Consider the following 16,635-nt stretch of genomic DNA (forward strand, 5'->3'; position numbering starts at 1 on the left):
TGGGCGCGCCTCAGTGCCGCGAGGGCTCTGACGCGGCCGGATGGCGCAGGGCTGCGGGCAGGCACAGCGCGGTGATCGCGGCGATCGCCGCTGCCAGGGCGATGAACGCACCGGCATGCCCGAGGTGCCCGATCACCCAGCCGAGGCCGAACGCGCCGAGGCCCACGCCGCCGTCGTAGGCGATGTTCCAGATCGTGCTGGCGGTGCCGCGGCGGGCTGCGCCGAAGCTGCGGAGCGTGACCACGAAGGAGTCGTTCTGGCAGGCGCCGAAGCCCGCTCCGACGAGGGCGCAGCCGAGCAGCAGCGCCCACGCTGGGCCCTCCAGCGAGAGCCCGGCGACGAGCACGCCGATCGCCACGATGATGGCCGCTGGCACGAGCAGTCGGCCCGACCCGACGCGGTCGGCGAGCGTGCCGGCTGCGAGCCGGCCGAGCACGATCGCGCAGGAGGCGGCGAGCAGCGCGAGCGCGGCGAGCGTCGCATCGGGGCCCGCGAGCGGCAGGAAGGTGGATGCGGCTCCGAAGGCCGCGGTCGTCGTCACGAACAGCACGATCGTCGGCGCGATGCGGCGCACGTCGTGCCGTGACACGACGCTGAACGTTGCCCGGGAGCCGCGCGGGAGCATGCACGCCAGGATCGCGCCGAGCACGCCGGCCGCGCCCGTGACGGCGAACACGACGGGGAAGCCCCAGGCGTCGGCCGCCCAGATGCCGCCGCCGAGCGCGAGCACGTTCGGCAGCGCCCCGGCGACGCCGTAGTACGAGGCGGCCCGGCCGAGTCGCCCCTTGCCCGCGACATCCGCGATCAGGATGGCGCCGGCCACCACCATGAGCGCGAACCCGATCCCGCGGACGGCCGTCAGCAGCAGGATCGGCACGACGTCGGTCGAGAGCGCATACAGCGGCGTTGGGAGGCCCAGCAGCGCGGCGCCCACGATCATCATCGCGCGCAGCGACAGGAGGCGGAACACCCAGCGCGCGCTGAGCTGCGTGGCGACCGTCGCGGCCATCATCACGCCGGTCGTGCTGCCGACGCCCGCGCTGCCGAGACCGCCCGTCGAGGCCCACAGGGGCACGACGGCGAGCAGCCCCGTGAAGTTGAGGAAGGCGAGGAACGTCGTCGCCAGCAGCACTGCGAGCCCGCGCGGGGAGCCCGTCTGCTGTGCCGGTTCGCTGCTGCTCATCACTCCAGGCTGTGCCCGCCGGGCGCGGGCGTCAACTTCGGCGCTCGCGAATGGCGTTCGGCGCGGCAGGTTCCAGGCCAGACACCAGAGCCTCCATCGCGCCGATCGCGCCCGCGAGCTGCTCCCGTGAGAGCGGGCCGAGGTGCTGCGCGGCGGTCAGCAGGCCCAGCGTGGTGCTCGAGAGCGCCAGGCCGAGCGCCTCGGCGTCGATGCCGGCGTCGAGCTCGCCGCGCTCCTGCAGCTCCGCGATCCAGCGCACGATCTCGAGCATCCGCTCGCGGTAGCGCCCGTCGCGGACCGCGACCGCGTAGGAGCCGAGCACGCCCGCGTCGTCGAGGAAGGCGGCGACCATGAGCGGCTCGTCGAGCAGCACCTCGATGCTCGCGCGGTAGGCGGCGCTGAGCCGCGGGCGCTCGCCGACCAGCTCGCTGCTCCGTGCCGTCATCCGCGCCATCGAAGCCTGCAGCAGCGCCTCGAGCACGGCGTCCTTGCTCGCGAACTCCCGATACACCGCGCCCTTCGCGATGCCGACGCGATCGGCGATCGCCTGCACGCTCACGGCGTCGAAGCCGTGCGCGAGGATGAGCGACTCGGCCTCGGCGAGGATGCGCTCGCGGCGGTGGGGGATGAGGGGCCGGGGCATCGTGTCAATCCTCTGGCTCGCGGGCGGCGAGCGCATCGAGGAAGTCGGTGATCGCACTGGTGACGAGGTCGGGAGCATCCCGCTGGGTCCAGTGCCCCGCATCCGGAGCCTCGACGTAGCGCGCGTCGGGCATCCGCGCCGCCGCCTGTCGGGCGAGGGCGACCGGCACCCCGCTGTCGCGCTCGCCGTGGACGACGAGTGCCGGCCGCGGGAAGGCGTGCAGGCGGTCGCTGTAGTCGTCGCGCACCCTGCCGAACCGGATCTGGTCGCGCTGCCACTGGTCGAAGGCGGTGAGCCCGCTGCCGCTCGCGGCCTCCGCCGCGACGGCGTCCACCAGCGCCGGGGTGATCTGCCGCTCGTCGCGGATGATGCCGCGCAGACTGCGCGCCAGCGCCTGCGGCCGCCCCGCGTAGGCGCGCATCGTGACGCCCATGAGCCCGGTGTGCGTCATGGCCCAGGCGAGCAGGTGCCACGGGTGCGAGCGCCAGCCGGTGCCCTGCCGGGGCATGATGCCGAAGGAGCCGATGAGGATGGCGCCGGTGACGCGCTCGGGATGCGCGAGCACGTGCCCGAGGGTCATGCCGCCGCCCATCGACAGGCCGCCGACGGCGTAGCGCTCGAGCTGCATCGCCTGCGCGAAGGTCTCGACGTAGGCGACGAGGTTGGCGTGCGTCGCGGGCCACGGGGCACGCGCGCTCTTGCCGTAGCCCGGCGCGTCGGGAGCGATCACGCGATGCCCGGCGGCGGCCAGCCGCGCGCCGAGGTCGCCCCACGACAGCCACGCGCTGTCGAGCCCACCGCCGTGGAGGAGGAGGACGTCGGATGCGCCGGCCGGTGCCGCCGGTCGCCATTCGAGGTAGGAGACCGGCCCCGACGGCAGCTCGATCGTGTGTCGCGCTGCGTCCATGGCGGGCCTCCCGGGTAGTGACCGAATGTTTGCAAGTGGTCACAAACTATCAAGTCGACCCGCTGTGGACAACTTCCGCGGACCCTGTGCCCCTTGGGCTTCACTGATCCCTATGCGCCAGGCCGTCGCCGAGATCACCGCGAACGTGCGGGCGAAGGTGCGCCGCGACGGCGTCGACCTCGCCGGCTCGGGCGATCTGGCGGAGCGCTACGTGCGCGACGCCGTGCGCGCCTACGCCGAGCGTTCGCTCGGCGGCAGTCTGCCGATGCTCGCCGACGAGCGGCAGGCGGAGCGCGACGTGCTCGCAGCGGTCTCCGGCTACGGGCCGCTGCAGCCCTACCTCGATGATCCCGAGATCGAGGAGCTCTGGGTCAACCAGGGCTCGCGCGTGTTCTGCGCCCGCGGCGGGGTCAGCGAGCAGCTCCCGCTGCGGCTGACCGAGACCGAGGTGCGCGATCTGGTCGAGCGGATGCTCTCTACCACCGGCCGCAGAGTCGATCTCAGCACGCCGTTCGTCGACGCCTCGCTGCCCGACGGCGCGCGCCTCCATGTGGCGAGCGGCGAGGTGGCGCGCGGAGCGATGAGCCTCAACATCCGCAAGTTCTCGCGCAGGCTGTCGTCGCTGACGGCGCTCGTCGAGCGGGGCGCGCTCAGCCAGGATGCCGCGGTCTTCCTGCGGCAGGCGGTCATCGCTGGCTGCAACATCCTGGTCTCCGGTCCGACGCACGCAGGCAAGACGACGCTGCTCAACGCGCTGCTCGCCGCGGTGCGGCCTGGCGAGCGCATCGTCACCGTCGAGGAGACCTTCGAGCTCGACCCGCCCGTCGATGACATCGTCGCGCTCCAGTGCCGGCAGCCGTCGCTCGAGGGCACGGGTGAGATCTCGCTGCGCCGACTGGTGAAGGAGTCGCTGCGCATGCGACCCGACCGGCTGGTCGTCGGCGAGGTGCGCGAGGCCGAGGCGCTCGACCTGCTCGTCGCTCTCAACTGCGGCGTCAGCGGCATGTGCTCGATCCACGCGAACTCCGCGCGCGATGCCCTCAGCAAGCTCACGACGCTGCCGCTGCTGGCAGGCCGGAACATCGACTCCGGCTTCGTCGTGCCCGCCGTCGCACAGTGCATCGACCTGGTCGTGCACCTGGCGATCGATGCGCGCGGCAATCGCCAGGTCGTCGAGATCCTCGCGCCCACCGGCCAGTCGACCGGTGGCGTGCTCGAAGCATCCACGCTGTTCGCGACGCGCGGCGGGCTGCTCGAGCCGACCGGCTCCCACCCGGCGCGCACGGCCAAGTTCACCGCCGTCGGCATCGACCCGACCGCGCTGCTCGCGAGGGGCAGCGCATGACGTGGCTGCTGGGATCCGTGCTCGGGCTCGGCATCGTGCTGGCGATCAGCCCGTGGCTGTGGCCGCGCACGGCGCGCTCCGACGAGCCGCGCCCGCGGGCCCGGCTGCTCGATCGGCTCACGCAGGCGGGGCTCGTGGGCCTCCCGCCGCTCGCGCTCGCCGCGATCTCGCTGGTCGTCGGCGTGCTCGCGGCGGGGATCGCGCTCGCCTTCGCGCCCGTCGTGGCCGTCGCTGCCGCCGTGTTCGTCGCGGGAGCAGCCGCCCCGCTGCTGGCGGTGCGCTGGCGGGCCAAGCGCCGCCGTCGTGCGCAGGCCGCCGTCTGGCCCGACGTCGTCGACCACCTGGTCTCGGCCGTGCGCAGCGGGCTCGCGCTGCCGGATGCCGTGGCGCAGCTCGAGCGCGCAGGTCCCGAGATCACGCGCCCGGCCTTCGCGGCGTACGCGGCCGACCACCGGGCGACCGGATCGTTCGGCTACGCCCTCGATCGCTTGAAAGATCGGCTGGCCGACCCGGTCGGCGACCGCATCGTCGAGACGCTGCGCATGGCCCGCGAGGTCGGCGGCACCGAGGTGACGACCGTGCTGCGCGAGCTCGCCGCCTACCTGCGGGTGGACCTCGCAACCCGCGGCGAGCTGGAGGCGCGCCAGACGTGGATCGTGAGCGCGGCCCGTCTCGGGGTCGCGGCGCCGTGGATCGTGCTGCTCATCCTCTCGACCAGACCGGAGGCGGCGCAGGCCTACAACTCGGCGGGTGGCTTCATGCTGATCGCCTGCGGGGCGCTCGTGACCTTCATCGCCTACCGCGTGATGCTGCGCATCGGCGCGCTGCCGACCGAGGCGAGGTGGTTCGCGTGAACGTGGAGGTCGGCTGGAGCCTGATCCTGGGCGCGGGCCTCGGCTTCGGGCTCTGGATGCTCGTGAGCCTGGTGCCGATCCTGCGACGCCCGCTGCTGCTCCACCGCGTCGCCCCCTACGTGCTGGATGTCTCCGCCGGCGCTCGCGATCTGGTCGCGCGCAGTCGCGTCAGCCCCACCCACGTGCTGGGCGTCGCCGCCTCGCCGATCGGCGACCGCCTCACACCCGTGGTGCACGCGGTGCTCGGGGCGCCGGAGGGCATCCATCGCCGGCTCCGCCAGGCGGCATCGAGCGAGACGGTCGCGGACTTCCGCGGGCGGCAGCTTCGCTGGAGCGTGCTCGGCGGTGCCATCGGTGCGGGGCTCGGTGTCGCCGGCGCGCTGCAGGGTGCGCACGTCGCGCTGCCGGCCGCGCTCGCGCTGCTCGGGGCGGCGATCGGCGCCTTCACGGTCGACTGGCTGGTGCAGCAGCGAGCGAAGCGCAGGCTCTCGCGCATCTCGAGCGAGCTGCCGTCGATCCTGGAGTTCCTCTCGCTCAGCCTCGCCGCCGGCGAAGGGCTGCAGGACGCGCTGCGCCGCGTCGGCGCGGCGGGACACAGCGCTCTGGGCCGCGAGCTGGCTGGCGTCGTCGCCGATGCGGCAGCGGGCACGAGCCTCTCGAGTGCGCTGGCCATGCTCGCGGATGAGCTCGCGCACCCGGCCGTGACCCGCAGCGTCGACCAGATGCGGGGCGCGCTCGAGCGCGGCACGCCTCTGGCGCAGACGCTGCAGGCCCAGGCGCTCGACGCGCGCGACGCCGCGAAGCGTGACCTGCTCGAGGCCGCGGGCCGCAAGGAGATCTCGATGCTCGTGCCGCTGGTGTTCGGCCTCCTGCCGACCACCGTCGCGTTCGCGCTGTGGCCGGGCATCCACGTGTTGCAGGTCGGATTCTGAAGGAGGAGATATGTCGACGATCAGCCGACGATTGCAGCGCCTCGTCGGGCGCATGCGGGAGGACGAGCGGGGCGATGTGCCCGGATGGGTGCTCGTCACACTGATGACGGCGGGGCTCGTCATCGTCATCTGGACGGTCGCGGGCCCAGCGCTCACGGGCGTCTTCGAGCAGGCGATCGCGCGCGTCACGAGCTTCTGATGCGGCTGGCCGACGAGCGAGGCTCGGCGGTCGCCGAGTTCACGATGGTGGCTGCGCTGCTCGTCGTGCTCGTGCTCTCGGTCATGCAGCTGGCGCTCGCGCTGCATGTGCGCGCCACGGTCGCCGACGCGGCCGCAGAGGGCGCCAGGCACGCCTCGCTCGTGGGCGCGGATGCGTCTGCCGGCGTCACCCGCACCCGCGCGCTGATCACCACGGCGATCGGCCCGCAGTATGCGCAGCAGGTGTCGGCATCGACGGCGACGGTCGCCGGGCTCGACACGATCGAGATCCGGGTCGCGGCGCCGCTTCCGGTCTTCGGGCTCATCGGCCCGACCGCGCTGGAGGTGACCGGGCATGCGCCGGTCGAGTCGTTGGGCTGAGCGCCAGCGGGCGATGGCCCGCCGCCTTCGGTGGCTCTCCGACGACGCCGGGTCAGCCTCGCTGGAGTTCCTCACGGTCGGCGTGCTGCTGCTCGTGCCGCTCGTCTACCTCGTGCTCACGCTCGGTCAGATCCAGCACGCCGTGCTGGGCATCGAGGGCGGTGCGCGGCACGCCGCGCGCGCGATCGCGCAGGCGGAGAGCCACGAAGAGGGGCTCGCCGCCGCCGACAGGGCGATCGCGGTCGCGCTGACGGATGCGGGGCTCGAGCCTGCCGCCGCGGAGGTGACGGTCGCGTGCGCGCCGGAGCCGGATGCATGCGACACCCCGCGCGGCACCGTCACGGTGCAGCTGGCGGCGACGGTGCCGCTGCCCCTCGCGCCGCCCGTGCTGCATCTCGACGGCAGCCTCGGCGTGCCGATCTCCGCGCACGCCATGCAGCCGGTGTCGGCGTTCGCGAGTGCACCGTGACGCGGCTGCTGCGCCGTCTCCGGCGGGAGGAGGACGGCTCGACACTGCTGCTGACGATCGGCTTCGCTGCCCTCGCTCTCGCGCTCATCATCGCTGTCACTGCCGCGACCAGCCTGCTCATCGAGCGCCGGCGGCTCTTCAGCGTCGCCGACGGCGCTGCGCTCGCGGCGGCGGAGGCGTTCGCGCTCGAACAGGTGCGCTTCGACGGCACCGATGCCACGCCGCAGCTCGCCGACGCGGCCGTCGACCGCGCGGCCGCAGACTGGGCGAGCCGCGCCGGCGGCGATCTCACCGAGGTGCGCGTCGACGGCGCAGCCGCCGATGCCCGCAGCGCGACCGTCTCGGTCTCGAGCGCGTGGCACCCGCCGGTGGTCTCTCTCCTGCTGCCGGAGGGCATCCGTCTCGACGTCACCTCGACGGCGAGGGCGGTGTTCGTCGACTGAACGCGCAGCCCGCGACGACGACCGCCGAGTGGCGCTCAGCCGGTGATCACGCGGTAGTCGTCGTAGCGCAGCCGGGTCGTCGCCACCGTCGAGCCCCCGGAGATGTAGGAGTGGAGCGTGAGGGCGCCGGCCGACTGCAGCGCAGCGGTCGAGTCCGTCGCCTGCAGCTGCCACCCCGCAGGCTCTGCGCCGCTCGCACGCCAGATCTTCGCCGCGAGCGTCGTCGGCGAGGTGCCGCTGACGCTCAGCCGCAGCATGACGCCCTCGCCGGGGATGTACGTGCCGGGCAGCAGGTGGCTGCCGAGCAGCGCCTGGTCGCGCAGCAGGTACAGCCGCATCACGCCGCCCGGCTCGAGCCGCAGCCTGGCCGAGTAGACCGCGGTGCCGACCAGCCGGCCGACGACGGTGGCGCTCGCGGTGCCGCCGGCTGCGGCGGTCTCCGAGCTGATCCGCACGGTGATGTCGGCGTCGGTCGTCGACACACCCAGCAGCCTGGCCTCGCGCGTGTCGCTCGGTCGCAGCGCCACTACGCCCGCGCCGTCGCTCACCGAGAACGCTGCCGAGCCGCCGGTGACCGTCCATGCTCCGCCGGTGTCGGCCGGACCCCAGCCGCCGCTGACCGTGCGCTGGAAGGCGTCGGCCGCGATCACCTCGCCGCCGGTCGTGGGAGGCCCGGTGACGGTGACGCTGCGCGTGGCCGTCGTGGTCGCCCCGTCGTCGTCGGTGACCGTCAGGCGCACCGTGTACGACCCATCCGCCGTGTAGGTGTGCGTCGCCGTCGCGCCCGTCGCGGTGCCGCCGTCGCCGAACTGCCAGGCGTAGCCGGCGATGGTGCCGTCGCCGTCGCTCGAGCCGGCGCCGCTCACCGAGACCGCTCTGCCCTCGATGCTCGGGGTCGCGATCACCGCCGTCGGAGGCGTGTTCTGCGGCGGGGGAGCCGTGGCCGTCACGCTGCGCGTGGTGGTCGCGGTCGCGCCGTCGTCGTCGGTGACCGTGAGTCGCACCGTGTAGGTGCCGGCCTCGGCGTAGGTGCGCGAGGCCGTGGCGCCCGTCGCCGTGCTGCCGTCGCCGAACTGCCAGGCGTAGCCGGCGATGGTGCCGTCGCTGTCGCTCGAGCCCCGCCCGTCGGTCGTGACGGTCAGCTGCGAGCCGCCGGTGCTGAACTGCGCGGTCGGCGGCAGGTTGGCCGGGGGCGCCCCGGGCGCGACGACCCGGAGGTCGTCGTAGGAGAGCCTCGTGGTCGGCACCGACGAGGAGGAGCTGAGCGCCGACTTGAGCGTCACGATGCCGGCGGTCTGCAGGCCGGCCGTGCTGTCGGTGGCGGTCATCTGCCAGGCGACCGGCTCGGCGCCCGCGCTGGGCCAGACCTTCGCCGCCAGCTGCGTGGGGCTGGCGCCCGTGAGCGACAGCCTGGCGGTGAAGACCTGCCCCGGCGACCACGTGCCGGTCGTGCCGGCCAGCGCCGCGCCGTTGCGCAGCAGGTAGGTCTGCAGCACGCCGCCCGGCTGGAAGCGCACGCTCAGGGCATAGCTCGAGCTGCCGACGAGTCGCGCCGAGACCGTGGCGCTCGCGGTGCCGCCGGCCGAGGCCACGTCGGCGCTCACCCGAACGTCGACGACGACGTCCCTCGCCGAGACCCCGCTCAGCCGTGCCTCGCGCGTGTGCGAGGGCGCCAGCGCGACGATGCCCCGCCCGCCGCTGACGGAGAAGGCCGCGCTGCCGCCGGTGACCGCCCACGCACCGCCGACATCCGCGGTGCCCCACGCGTTCGAGGCGGTGCGGGTGAAGCTGTCCGCCGCGATGGCGTTCACCGGCACGGGCGGCGTGCGCAGCGACCAGGTGGCAGAAGGCGTGCTCGCGGTGCCGTCGCGCACGACGGCGCGCCACTCGTAGTCGGTCTCGTGCTCGAGGCCCGTCCAGGGTGCCGACGCCGTCGCGCCGGAGGCGACCGTGCGGGTCGCGATCGGCTCGAAGGGTGCCGGCTGCTGCGTCGAGAGCTCGAAGGGCAGGGTGAAGGCCGAGTTCGCATCCGTCTCGTGCTGGTCGAGGGTCGGCGAGTAGGTCTCGGCGGTCATCGTGTTCGCGGCCGGGTCGAAGGCGTAGGTGCGCAGCCAGCCGTCGCCGCCGTTCGCCCGCGCCTGGTAGTCGGAGAGGATCTGGTGCACGGGCTGGCCGCAGGCGTTGTCGTCGGTGCGGTTCGCCTCGCCGAGATCGCCCTGGTTCTCGTGCCCGGCGACCACCAGGCGGATCTGGCAGTGGGTGCGCACGAAGTCGTTCCAGAGCTGCGAGGGCGAGGTGCCGCCCGGCCGCTGGGGCGTCGTGAGCCTCGTGCCGTTGACCGTCAGGAAGCTGTGAGTCGCCATGATGACCGTGCGGTCGGGGTGGGCATCGAGCACGCGGTCGGCCCACTCGAGCGCGTAGCCGGGTGCCTCCCACTCGAGGTTCAGCACCAGGAAGTCGCGCCCGCCGGCGGTGAAGAGCGCATAGCTGTCGGCGTTGCCGCGGTCGATGCCGTCCGGCCCGAACTGGTCCTGCCCCAGGTAGCCGCCGTAGCGGGTGGTCTCCGTGTTCCAGGATGCGTCCGCATAGCGCGCGGGCCCGAACCACTCGTTGTAGGGGCCGACATCGCCCGTGGCGTAGTCGAAGTCGTGGTTGCCGGGCACCACCGTGTTCGGCACGCTCGCGTCGTCGAGGATCCCGAACGCATCCGACACGTTGCCCCACTGGCGCGGGATGAACCAGTCGCCGACCAGGTCGCCGACCTGGATGACGAAGGCCGTGTCGAGCTCGTCGCGGCTGTCACGCACCCACCGCAGCTGCTCCTCCAGCAGCGCCTCCCGCCCGTCGCTGTAGTTCTGCGTGTCGGGCACGACCACGACCGTGAACGGGTCGGCATCCGAGTCGCCCGGCACGGTCGCGCCGCGCTCGCGGCCCTCGAAGGTCACCTCGAGGCTGCCGCCATCGGGGTCCGAGGCCGTGACGCTGAGCGTGGGGGTGACGGATGCGGTGGTGCTGCCGTCGGCGGGCGTCACGAGCGCGGCGGCGGCAGGCGGCGCTGCCGATGCGGCGCTCGGCATCGCCAGGCCGAGGGCGAGGGCGACGGCGGTCACGGCGGCGAGCGCCGTCAGGCGGGGAAGCGGTCGAGCGATCACGGTTCTCTCCAGCACTGGCCCGTGACGCCATCCGGCTCGGGGGAGCGGCTTGGCAGCGCTCCCTGGGGCGAATGCTCCCACTCGATCGGGCGCCGGACAACGCAGGGTTCCGTCAAGGACGCCAGAGCAACCTCAGGCCATCGCGTTACCCTCGCAGCATGAACGAGCAGCCAGAGCAGGACCCGCGATCGATCGACCCGGAGACGTTCGACTACGACGCCGTTGCCGCGACCCTGCCGACCGACCATCCCGAGCGCGCCGCCGACGGCCTCAAGGCCCTGATGCAGAATCCCGCGTTCCGGCAGCTGGTCGGTCAGATCCAGGCAGGCGAGCTGAACGACGACGAGCTGCGCGACGAGGCCAACTCCATCGCGCTCGACTTGGCCGCGCGCCAGGAGCTGCGCCGCGACGAGCAGTGAGCAGCTGACGTCGAGGCAGAATCTCTCGCCCGGCGCCGAGTGAGGCCTCGCTAGCTGCGGGGCTTGCGCGGCAGCCAGCGCAGCAGCATCCCCGCGCCCACCAGGCACAGTGCCGCCAGGCCGCCGGCAGCCCATCCGATCGATGCGATCGAGATGAGCAGCGAGATGAGCAGCGGCGCGACGGCGCCCCCGGTGTCGGTCGTCAGGCGCCATGCGCCGAGGAACGGCGCCGGATGCCTGGGGTCGGCCAGATCGGCGCCGAGCGTCATGAGGATGCCGGAGCCCAGCCCGTTGCCGAGCGCCATCACGAGCGCCGCCGCGACGAACCAGGCGGTCGCGGCGTCGAGGTCGTGCGAGAGGGCGAGCATCACGAACGAGGCGGCCATGAGCGCGAGCGACGGCACGACGCTCCAGAGCCTGCCGAAGCGATCCATCACCCAGCCCGAGACGAAGAACAGCGCGAAGTCGACGCCGCCAGCGATGCCGATCACGAGCCCTGTCGTGACGGCGTCGAGCCCGATCGAGATCGCCCACAGCGGCAGCAGCACGTTGCGGGCCTGCCGTGCGAGGGCGAGCATCGCCGCACCGACGCCGACGGTCGCCAGCACGCGCGCGCTGCGCCGCACGACCTGCCAGATGCCGGTGCGCTCGGAGCGCAGCTCGAGCACGCCCGTCGTCGGCGGCGTGCGCTCGAACACCGATGACGGATCCGGCAGCACGATGAGCACCACGATCGCCACGATCGTGCCGATCGCGCAGATGATCCACACCGAGCTGACGCCGAAGCCGAGCCCCAGCACGGCCGAGCCGATCAGCGGCCCGACGAACATGCCCATCCGGAAGATGCCGCCGAGGGTCGAGAGCGCCCGCGCCCTGAACCGCAGCGGCACATACGTCGTCATGAACGCGTGCCGCGCGAGCGCGAACACGGCGTGGCCGAGGCCGAGCACGAAGATCGCCGCCCCGAGCATCCACACGGTGGTCGAGAAGAACGCCAGCGCGAGCGACACCAGCACCAGCAGGCCGGCACCGATCATCGTGGGCCGCTCGCCGAAGCGCGCGACCACCGAGCCGCCAGGCACGTCGCCCGCGAGCTGACCGACCGTGAGCATCGCCGCGACGATGGCAGCCACCGCGAGCGTCGCGCCCAGATCGCCGGCGATGAGCGGGATGTAGGGGATGACCGCGCCCTCGCCGATCGCGAACGCCGCAGTCGGCACGTAGGCGGCCCCGGCGATCCTGCGCCAGGGGAACCGCTCCGACTGGTCGAGTCCGCTCACGAGCCGAGCCTACGGCGGATGCATCGTCACGGCCGTGCGGGTGGGCGGCCCCGCGTCGGTAGGCTGGATGATCATGGCCGATCTCGACATCGCCGGCGACATCGCCGAGCTGCGCTCCACATTCTTCGACATCAAGTCGGTGCTCGACGCCGAGCGTCTGCGGGCCGACATCGAGCGGCTGTCAGAGGCGGCAGGCGCCCCCGATCTCTGGGACGACCCAGATGCGGCCCAGAAGGTCACGAGCGAGCTGAGCCACGCGCAGGCCGACCTCAAGCGCATCACCGAGACCGAGGCGCGCATCGACGACCTCGAGGTGCTCGTGCAGATGGCGAACGAGGAGGGCGACGAGGCGACGCAGCTCGAGGCCAAGAAGGAGCTCAAGGGTCTGAAGAAGATCATCTCCGAGCTCGAGGTCCGCACGCTGCTCGACGGCGAGTTCGACGCGCTGCCCGCCGTCGTCACGATCCGCGCAGGCGCCGGCGGTGTGGACGCATCCGACTTCTCCGAGATGCTGCTGCGCATGTACCTGCGGTACGCCGAGCAGCACGGCATGCCCGTCACCGTGCATGAGACGAGCTATGCGGAGGAGGCGGGCATCAAGTCGGCGTCGTTCGAGATCGACGCGCCCTACGCCTTCGGCAACATGTCGGTCGAGGCGGGCACCCACCGCCTCGTGCGCATGAGCCCCTTCGGCGCCGGCGGCAAGCGCCAGACCTCCTTCGCCGCGGTCGAGGTCGTGCCGCTGTTCGAGCAGGTCGACGAGATCGAGGTGCCCGAGAACGACATCCGGGTCGACGTCTTCCGCTCATCCGGCCCCGGCGGTCAGAGCGTCAACACGACCGACTCTGCGGTGCGCATCACGCACATCCCCACGGGTGTCGTGGTGTCGATGCAGAACGAGAAGAGCCAGATCCAGAACCGCGCAGCCGCGATGCGTGTGCTGCAGAGCCGCCTGATGCTGCTCAAGCGCGAGGAAGAGGCAGCCCGCAAGAAGGATCTCGCCGGCAACATCGCCGCGAGCTGGGGCGACCAGATGCGCTCCTACGTGCTCGCGCCCTACCAGATGGTCAAGGATCTGCGCACGCTGCACGAGGTGAACAACCCCGATGCCGTGTTCAACGGCGACCTCGACGGCTTCATCGCCGCGGGCATCCGGTGGCGCAAGCGCGAGCAGCAGGTCTCCGACGACTAGGAGCGGCATGACGCAGGCGCAGGGCGGGGCGTACGACGGCAAGCCCCAGACCGGTCGGCCCCAGGCCGGTCGACCACAGACCGGCAGCGAGTACCTCGCGAGCCTCGACGACGGCCGCGTCGTCATCCACGACGGAGAGCGCGTCGATCGGGTGGCCGAGCATCCGGCGTTCGCTGGGGTCGCCGCGACGATCGCAGAGCTCTTCGACACGCTGCACGCGCCCGACACCGACGTGCCGCTCGTGCCCACCGAGGACGACGCCGGTCTCACGCATCCGTTCTGGGTGCTGCCGCAGACCCGCGATGACCTGCGGCTGCAGCGCGACGCGATCCGCGCCTGGCAGCGCAGGACGCACGGCTGGGTGGGACGCACGCCGGAGTTCATGGCGTGCGTCGTGACCTCGATGGCCGCGCACGCGCCGTTCTTCGGCCGCTTCGAGCAGAACGTGCGCGACATGCTGGCGCGCGATCAGCGCGACGTCACGCACTACGCGCAGGCGCTCGTCAACCCGCCCGTCGACCGCGACCTGCCGCCGGATGAGGTGGGGGATGTGTTCCTGCACGTCGTGCGCGAGACCGACGAGGGCGTCGTGATCCGCGGCGCGAAGGCGGTCGTGACGGGTGCTGCGACGGCGCAGCGACTGCTCGTCTCGCACTTCGGCGGCGAGGTGCAGACGGCCGACTTCGCGATCGCGGCCTCCGTGCCCGTGGCGACCGAAGGCATCCGGATCTACACGCGCGGCACGCCGGCGCGTGCAGACCAGCCGCTCGCGAACCGCTTCGGCGAGCACGACGCGCTGGTGGTCTTCGACGACGTGCTGGTGGCGTGGGAGGACGTGTTCATCCGCGACCCCGAGACGATGCTGGCGTTCAACACGGGCGCCGTCGGCTGGAACGTGCGGCTCGTCTTCCAGGCGACGACGCGGCTCGAGGCGAAGCTCGAACGCATCGCAGGGCTCGCGGTGCGGGCCACCGAGATCATGGGCTCGAGCGAGCTGCGCGGCGTGCAGGCGGCGCTGGGCGAGCTGATCGCCTACCGCGACACGGTCGCCGCGCTGCGCGACGCGATGATCGAGCAGGCGGTGCCCTCGGGCGACTCGATCGGGCCCGGACCGCACGCGGCCATGGCGTTCGCGGCCTACGGGCCAGACGCCTACAGCCGGATGCGCGTGAACCTGCAGACGATGCTCGCCTCGGCGTTCGCGCACCTGCCGGTGCCGCTCGACTCGCTCGGCAGCGAGCTCGTCGCGCCGATCGAGCCGCTGCTGCGCGGCTCGGGCGGGGCGGATGCACGGGAGCGGCTCGAGATCATGGGCGAGCTGTGGGATGCGGTCGGCACGGGCTTCGGCGCGCGGCACGAGCTGTACGAGCGCAGCTACTTCGGCCCGCAGGAGCGCATGCACCTGGGCATCCTGGGAGCCGCGAAGGCGACAGGCCGCATCGACGAGTGGCAGTCCTCGTAGGTCGAGGAGGCCGCCGGCCGCAGGCTGGCAGCCGTCACGAGACCGTCGCGATCGTGCGCCGCGCCGGTGCGGTGACGGCCCCAACGCATCCCCGCCCGTAGCCTCGACAGGTCATGATCCGCTTCGACGAGGTCTCGAAGACCTACTCCCGCAAGGCCCGCCCCGCCCTCGAGGGCATCTCCTTGGAGATCCTCAAGGGCGAGTTCGTGTTCCTCGTCGGCGCCTCCGGCTCCGGCAAGTCCACGCTCATCCGCATGGTGCTCCGCGAGGAGAACCCCTCCACCGGCGAGGTGCACGTGCTCGGCCAGCGCCTCAAGGCGCTGCCCAGCCGCCGCGTGCCCTTCTTCCGCCGCAACCTCGGCGTCGTCTTCCAGGACTTCCGCCTGCTCAACAACAAGACGGTCTACGAGAACGTCGCGTTCACGCTGCAGGTGATCGGCAAGAGCCGAGGCTTCATCTCGGAGGCGGTGCCCGACGTGCTCAAGATCGTCGGCCTCGCCGGCAAGGCGAGCCGCCTGCCGCACGAGCTCTCCGGCGGTGAGCAGCAGCGCGTCGCGATCGCGCGCGCCGTCGTCAACCGCCCGCCGATCCTGCTGGCCGACGAGCCCACCGGCAACCTCGACCCATCCACCAGTGCCGGCATCATGGCGCTGCTCGCCCGCATCAACGAGGGCGGCACGACGGTCGTGATGGCCACGCACGAAGCCTCCATCGTCGATGAGCTGCAGAAGCGCGTGGTCGAGCTCGACGCCGGCGTCATCATGCGCGACGAGGCGCACGGCAGTTACAAGCGCCAGCTGGCCGACCTCGAGGACACCTTCGAGGACGAGGAGGAGATCGCGTGAGGCTCCAGCTGATCGCGCAGGAGGTCTGGAACGGTCTGCGCCGCAACCTCTCGGTCGTCGTCTCGGTCGTGCTCGTCACGTTCATCTCGCTCTCATTCGTGGGCGCGGCGATCCTGCTGCAGATGCAGATCAACCAGATGAAGGGCTTCTGGTACGACCGCGCGCAGGTGGGCATCTACTTCTGCGGCCCGGTCGACGCGACCGAGACGTGCACGCAGACCGCGGCCACCGGCGAGCAGGTGCAGGCGGTGCGGGATGTGCTGGAGACCGGCGCGATCGCGCCCTACGTGAGTCACGTGGAGTTCGAGGATCGCGAGCTGGCGTATCAGAACTTCATGGAGCAGTTCGGCGGCACCACGAGCGCCGAGTTCGCCAGCCCCGAGACGATGAATGAGGCCCTCTGGGTGCAGCCTGCGACGCCACAGGATGCGGTGCTCATCCAGGAGGCGACCTCGGCGCTGCCCGGGGTGCTGGAGGTGCGCGACCAACAGGCGCTGCTCGAACCGATCTTCCAGGTGCTCAACACCGCGAGCCTTGCCGCGATCGGCATCGCTGTGCTCATGCTCGTCGCTGCGGTGCTGCTGATCTCCACCACCATCAGGCTGTCGGCGTTCTCGCGCAAGAGAGAGCTCGGCATCATGCGTCTGGTGGGCGCCTCGAATCGATTCATCCAGACGCCGTTCATCATCGAGGGCGTGGTCGCGGCGCTGCTCGGTGCGGTGCTGGCGGCAGCCTCGGTGATCGCGGTCGTGCACTTCTTCCTGCAGGGCTACGTGGCGCCGATGCTGCAGACGATCGCGATCGTGACGATCGACGACGCCCTGGTGGTGGCTCCCGTGCTCGTCGGCGTCGGCGTGCTGTTCGCGGGCGTCGCGGCGGCCGTGGCGATCCGCAGGTACCTGAAGATCTGACCGGAGCTGCTTCGGTGGG

At 72.2% G+C, this 16,635-nt stretch carries 17 protein-coding genes; 12 read left to right on the plus strand and 5 right to left on the minus strand.

The window, feature by feature from the left end; all coding sequences use genetic code 11:
- Window positions 1–10: 10 nt before the first annotated feature.
- The 3 genes from MKD51_RS06905 to MKD51_RS06915 are packed head-to-tail and all read right to left on the minus strand — an operon-like array spanning window position 11 to window position 2,733.
- Window positions 11–1,183, minus strand: coding sequence for an MFS transporter (locus MKD51_RS06905; RefSeq protein WP_240239598.1), 1,173 nt, complete (start codon window positions 1,181–1,183; stop codon window positions 11–13).
- Window positions 1,184–1,214: 31 nt separating this feature from the next.
- Window positions 1,215–1,826, minus strand: a complete 612-nt coding sequence (locus tag MKD51_RS06910; RefSeq protein ID WP_240239599.1) for a TetR/AcrR family transcriptional regulator — start codon at window positions 1,824–1,826, stop codon at window positions 1,215–1,217.
- A 4-nt stretch (window positions 1,827–1,830) separates the two neighbouring features.
- Window positions 1,831–2,733 (minus strand): alpha/beta hydrolase, encoded by a 903-nt coding sequence (locus tag MKD51_RS06915; protein WP_240239600.1) that lies wholly within the window; start codon window positions 2,731–2,733, stop codon window positions 1,831–1,833.
- Window positions 2,734–2,845: 112 nt separating this feature from the next.
- Between MKD51_RS06915 and MKD51_RS06920 the strand changes: the two genes are divergently transcribed.
- From MKD51_RS06920 to MKD51_RS06950, 7 genes are read left to right on the plus strand one after another with little or no spacing between them, the layout of a single operon-like run.
- On the plus strand, window positions 2,846–4,078 hold the full coding sequence (locus MKD51_RS06920; RefSeq protein ID WP_240239601.1) for an ATPase, T2SS/T4P/T4SS family: 1,233 nt from the start codon (window positions 2,846–2,848) through the stop codon (window positions 4,076–4,078).
- Window positions 4,075–4,932 (plus strand): type II secretion system F family protein, encoded by an 858-nt coding sequence (locus MKD51_RS06925; RefSeq protein ID WP_240239602.1) that lies wholly within the window; start codon window positions 4,075–4,077, stop codon window positions 4,930–4,932. The genes MKD51_RS06920 and MKD51_RS06925 overlap by 4 nt, the downstream gene beginning before the upstream one ends.
- Entirely contained in the window at window positions 4,929–5,864 is a 936-nt protein-coding gene (locus MKD51_RS06930) for a type II secretion system F family protein (RefSeq protein WP_240239603.1), read from the plus strand. The genes MKD51_RS06925 and MKD51_RS06930 overlap by 4 nt, the downstream gene beginning before the upstream one ends.
- A 10-nt stretch (window positions 5,865–5,874) precedes the next feature.
- On the plus strand, window positions 5,875–6,063 hold the full coding sequence (locus tag MKD51_RS06935; RefSeq protein WP_240239604.1) for a hypothetical protein: 189 nt from the start codon (window positions 5,875–5,877) through the stop codon (window positions 6,061–6,063).
- Window positions 6,063–6,443, plus strand: a complete 381-nt coding sequence (locus MKD51_RS06940) for a TadE/TadG family type IV pilus assembly protein (protein ID WP_346986695.1) — start codon at window positions 6,063–6,065, stop codon at window positions 6,441–6,443. Before MKD51_RS06935 ends, MKD51_RS06940 begins: the two co-directional genes overlap by 1 nt.
- A complete protein-coding gene (locus MKD51_RS06945; protein ID WP_240239605.1) occupies window positions 6,418–6,912 on the plus strand; it encodes a hypothetical protein in 495 nt (164 codons plus the stop codon). Before MKD51_RS06940 ends, MKD51_RS06945 begins: the two co-directional genes overlap by 26 nt.
- Window positions 6,909–7,355 carry a pilus assembly protein TadG-related protein gene (locus MKD51_RS06950; RefSeq protein ID WP_240239606.1) on the plus strand — a complete coding sequence of 149 codons (447 nt, stop codon included), beginning with the start codon at window positions 6,909–6,911 and terminating at the stop codon, window positions 7,353–7,355. Before MKD51_RS06945 ends, MKD51_RS06950 begins: the two co-directional genes overlap by 4 nt.
- Window positions 7,356–7,390: 35 nt before the next feature.
- On the opposite strand, the gene MKD51_RS06955 is transcribed toward MKD51_RS06950, so the two are convergent.
- Window positions 7,391–10,507 carry a PKD domain-containing protein gene (locus MKD51_RS06955; protein WP_240239607.1) on the minus strand — a complete coding sequence of 1,039 codons (3,117 nt, stop codon included), beginning with the start codon at window positions 10,505–10,507 and terminating at the stop codon, window positions 7,391–7,393.
- A gap of 158 nt (window positions 10,508–10,665) precedes the next feature.
- Between MKD51_RS06955 and MKD51_RS06960 the strand changes: the two genes are divergently transcribed.
- A complete protein-coding gene (locus MKD51_RS06960) occupies window positions 10,666–10,926 on the plus strand; it encodes a hypothetical protein (protein ID WP_240239608.1) in 261 nt (86 codons plus the stop codon).
- A gap of 50 nt (window positions 10,927–10,976) precedes the next feature.
- On the opposite strand, the gene MKD51_RS06965 is transcribed toward MKD51_RS06960, so the two are convergent.
- A complete protein-coding gene (locus MKD51_RS06965) occupies window positions 10,977–12,206 on the minus strand; it encodes an MFS transporter (RefSeq protein ID WP_240239609.1) in 1,230 nt (409 codons plus the stop codon).
- A gap of 73 nt (window positions 12,207–12,279) precedes the next feature.
- Between MKD51_RS06965 and prfB the strand changes: the two genes are divergently transcribed.
- The 4 genes from prfB to ftsX all read left to right on the plus strand — a co-directional run bounded on the left by prfB (window position 12,280) and on the right by ftsX (window position 16,616).
- Complete coding sequence (prfB, locus tag MKD51_RS06970; RefSeq protein ID WP_240239610.1) at window positions 12,280–13,398, plus strand: peptide chain release factor 2; 1,119 nt, start codon at window positions 12,280–12,282, stop codon at window positions 13,396–13,398.
- A 7-nt stretch (window positions 13,399–13,405) separates the two neighbouring features.
- Window positions 13,406–14,860, plus strand: coding sequence for a 4-hydroxyphenylacetate 3-hydroxylase N-terminal domain-containing protein (locus tag MKD51_RS06975; protein WP_240239611.1), 1,455 nt, complete (start codon window positions 13,406–13,408; stop codon window positions 14,858–14,860).
- A gap of 113 nt (window positions 14,861–14,973) precedes the next feature.
- Window positions 14,974–15,705: a cell division ATP-binding protein FtsE gene (gene ftsE, locus MKD51_RS06980; RefSeq protein WP_240239612.1), complete on the plus strand. Its 732-nt coding sequence runs from the start codon at window positions 14,974–14,976 to the stop codon at window positions 15,703–15,705.
- Window positions 15,702–16,616 (plus strand): permease-like cell division protein FtsX, encoded by a 915-nt coding sequence (ftsX, locus tag MKD51_RS06985; protein ID WP_240239613.1) that lies wholly within the window; start codon window positions 15,702–15,704, stop codon window positions 16,614–16,616. The genes ftsE and ftsX overlap by 4 nt, the downstream gene beginning before the upstream one ends.
- Window positions 16,617–16,635: the final 19 nt, after the last annotated feature.

The sequence above is a fragment of the Agrococcus sp. ARC_14 genome, from assembly GCF_022436485.1.
GTDB lineage: Bacteria > Actinomycetota > Actinomycetes > Actinomycetales > Microbacteriaceae > Agrococcus.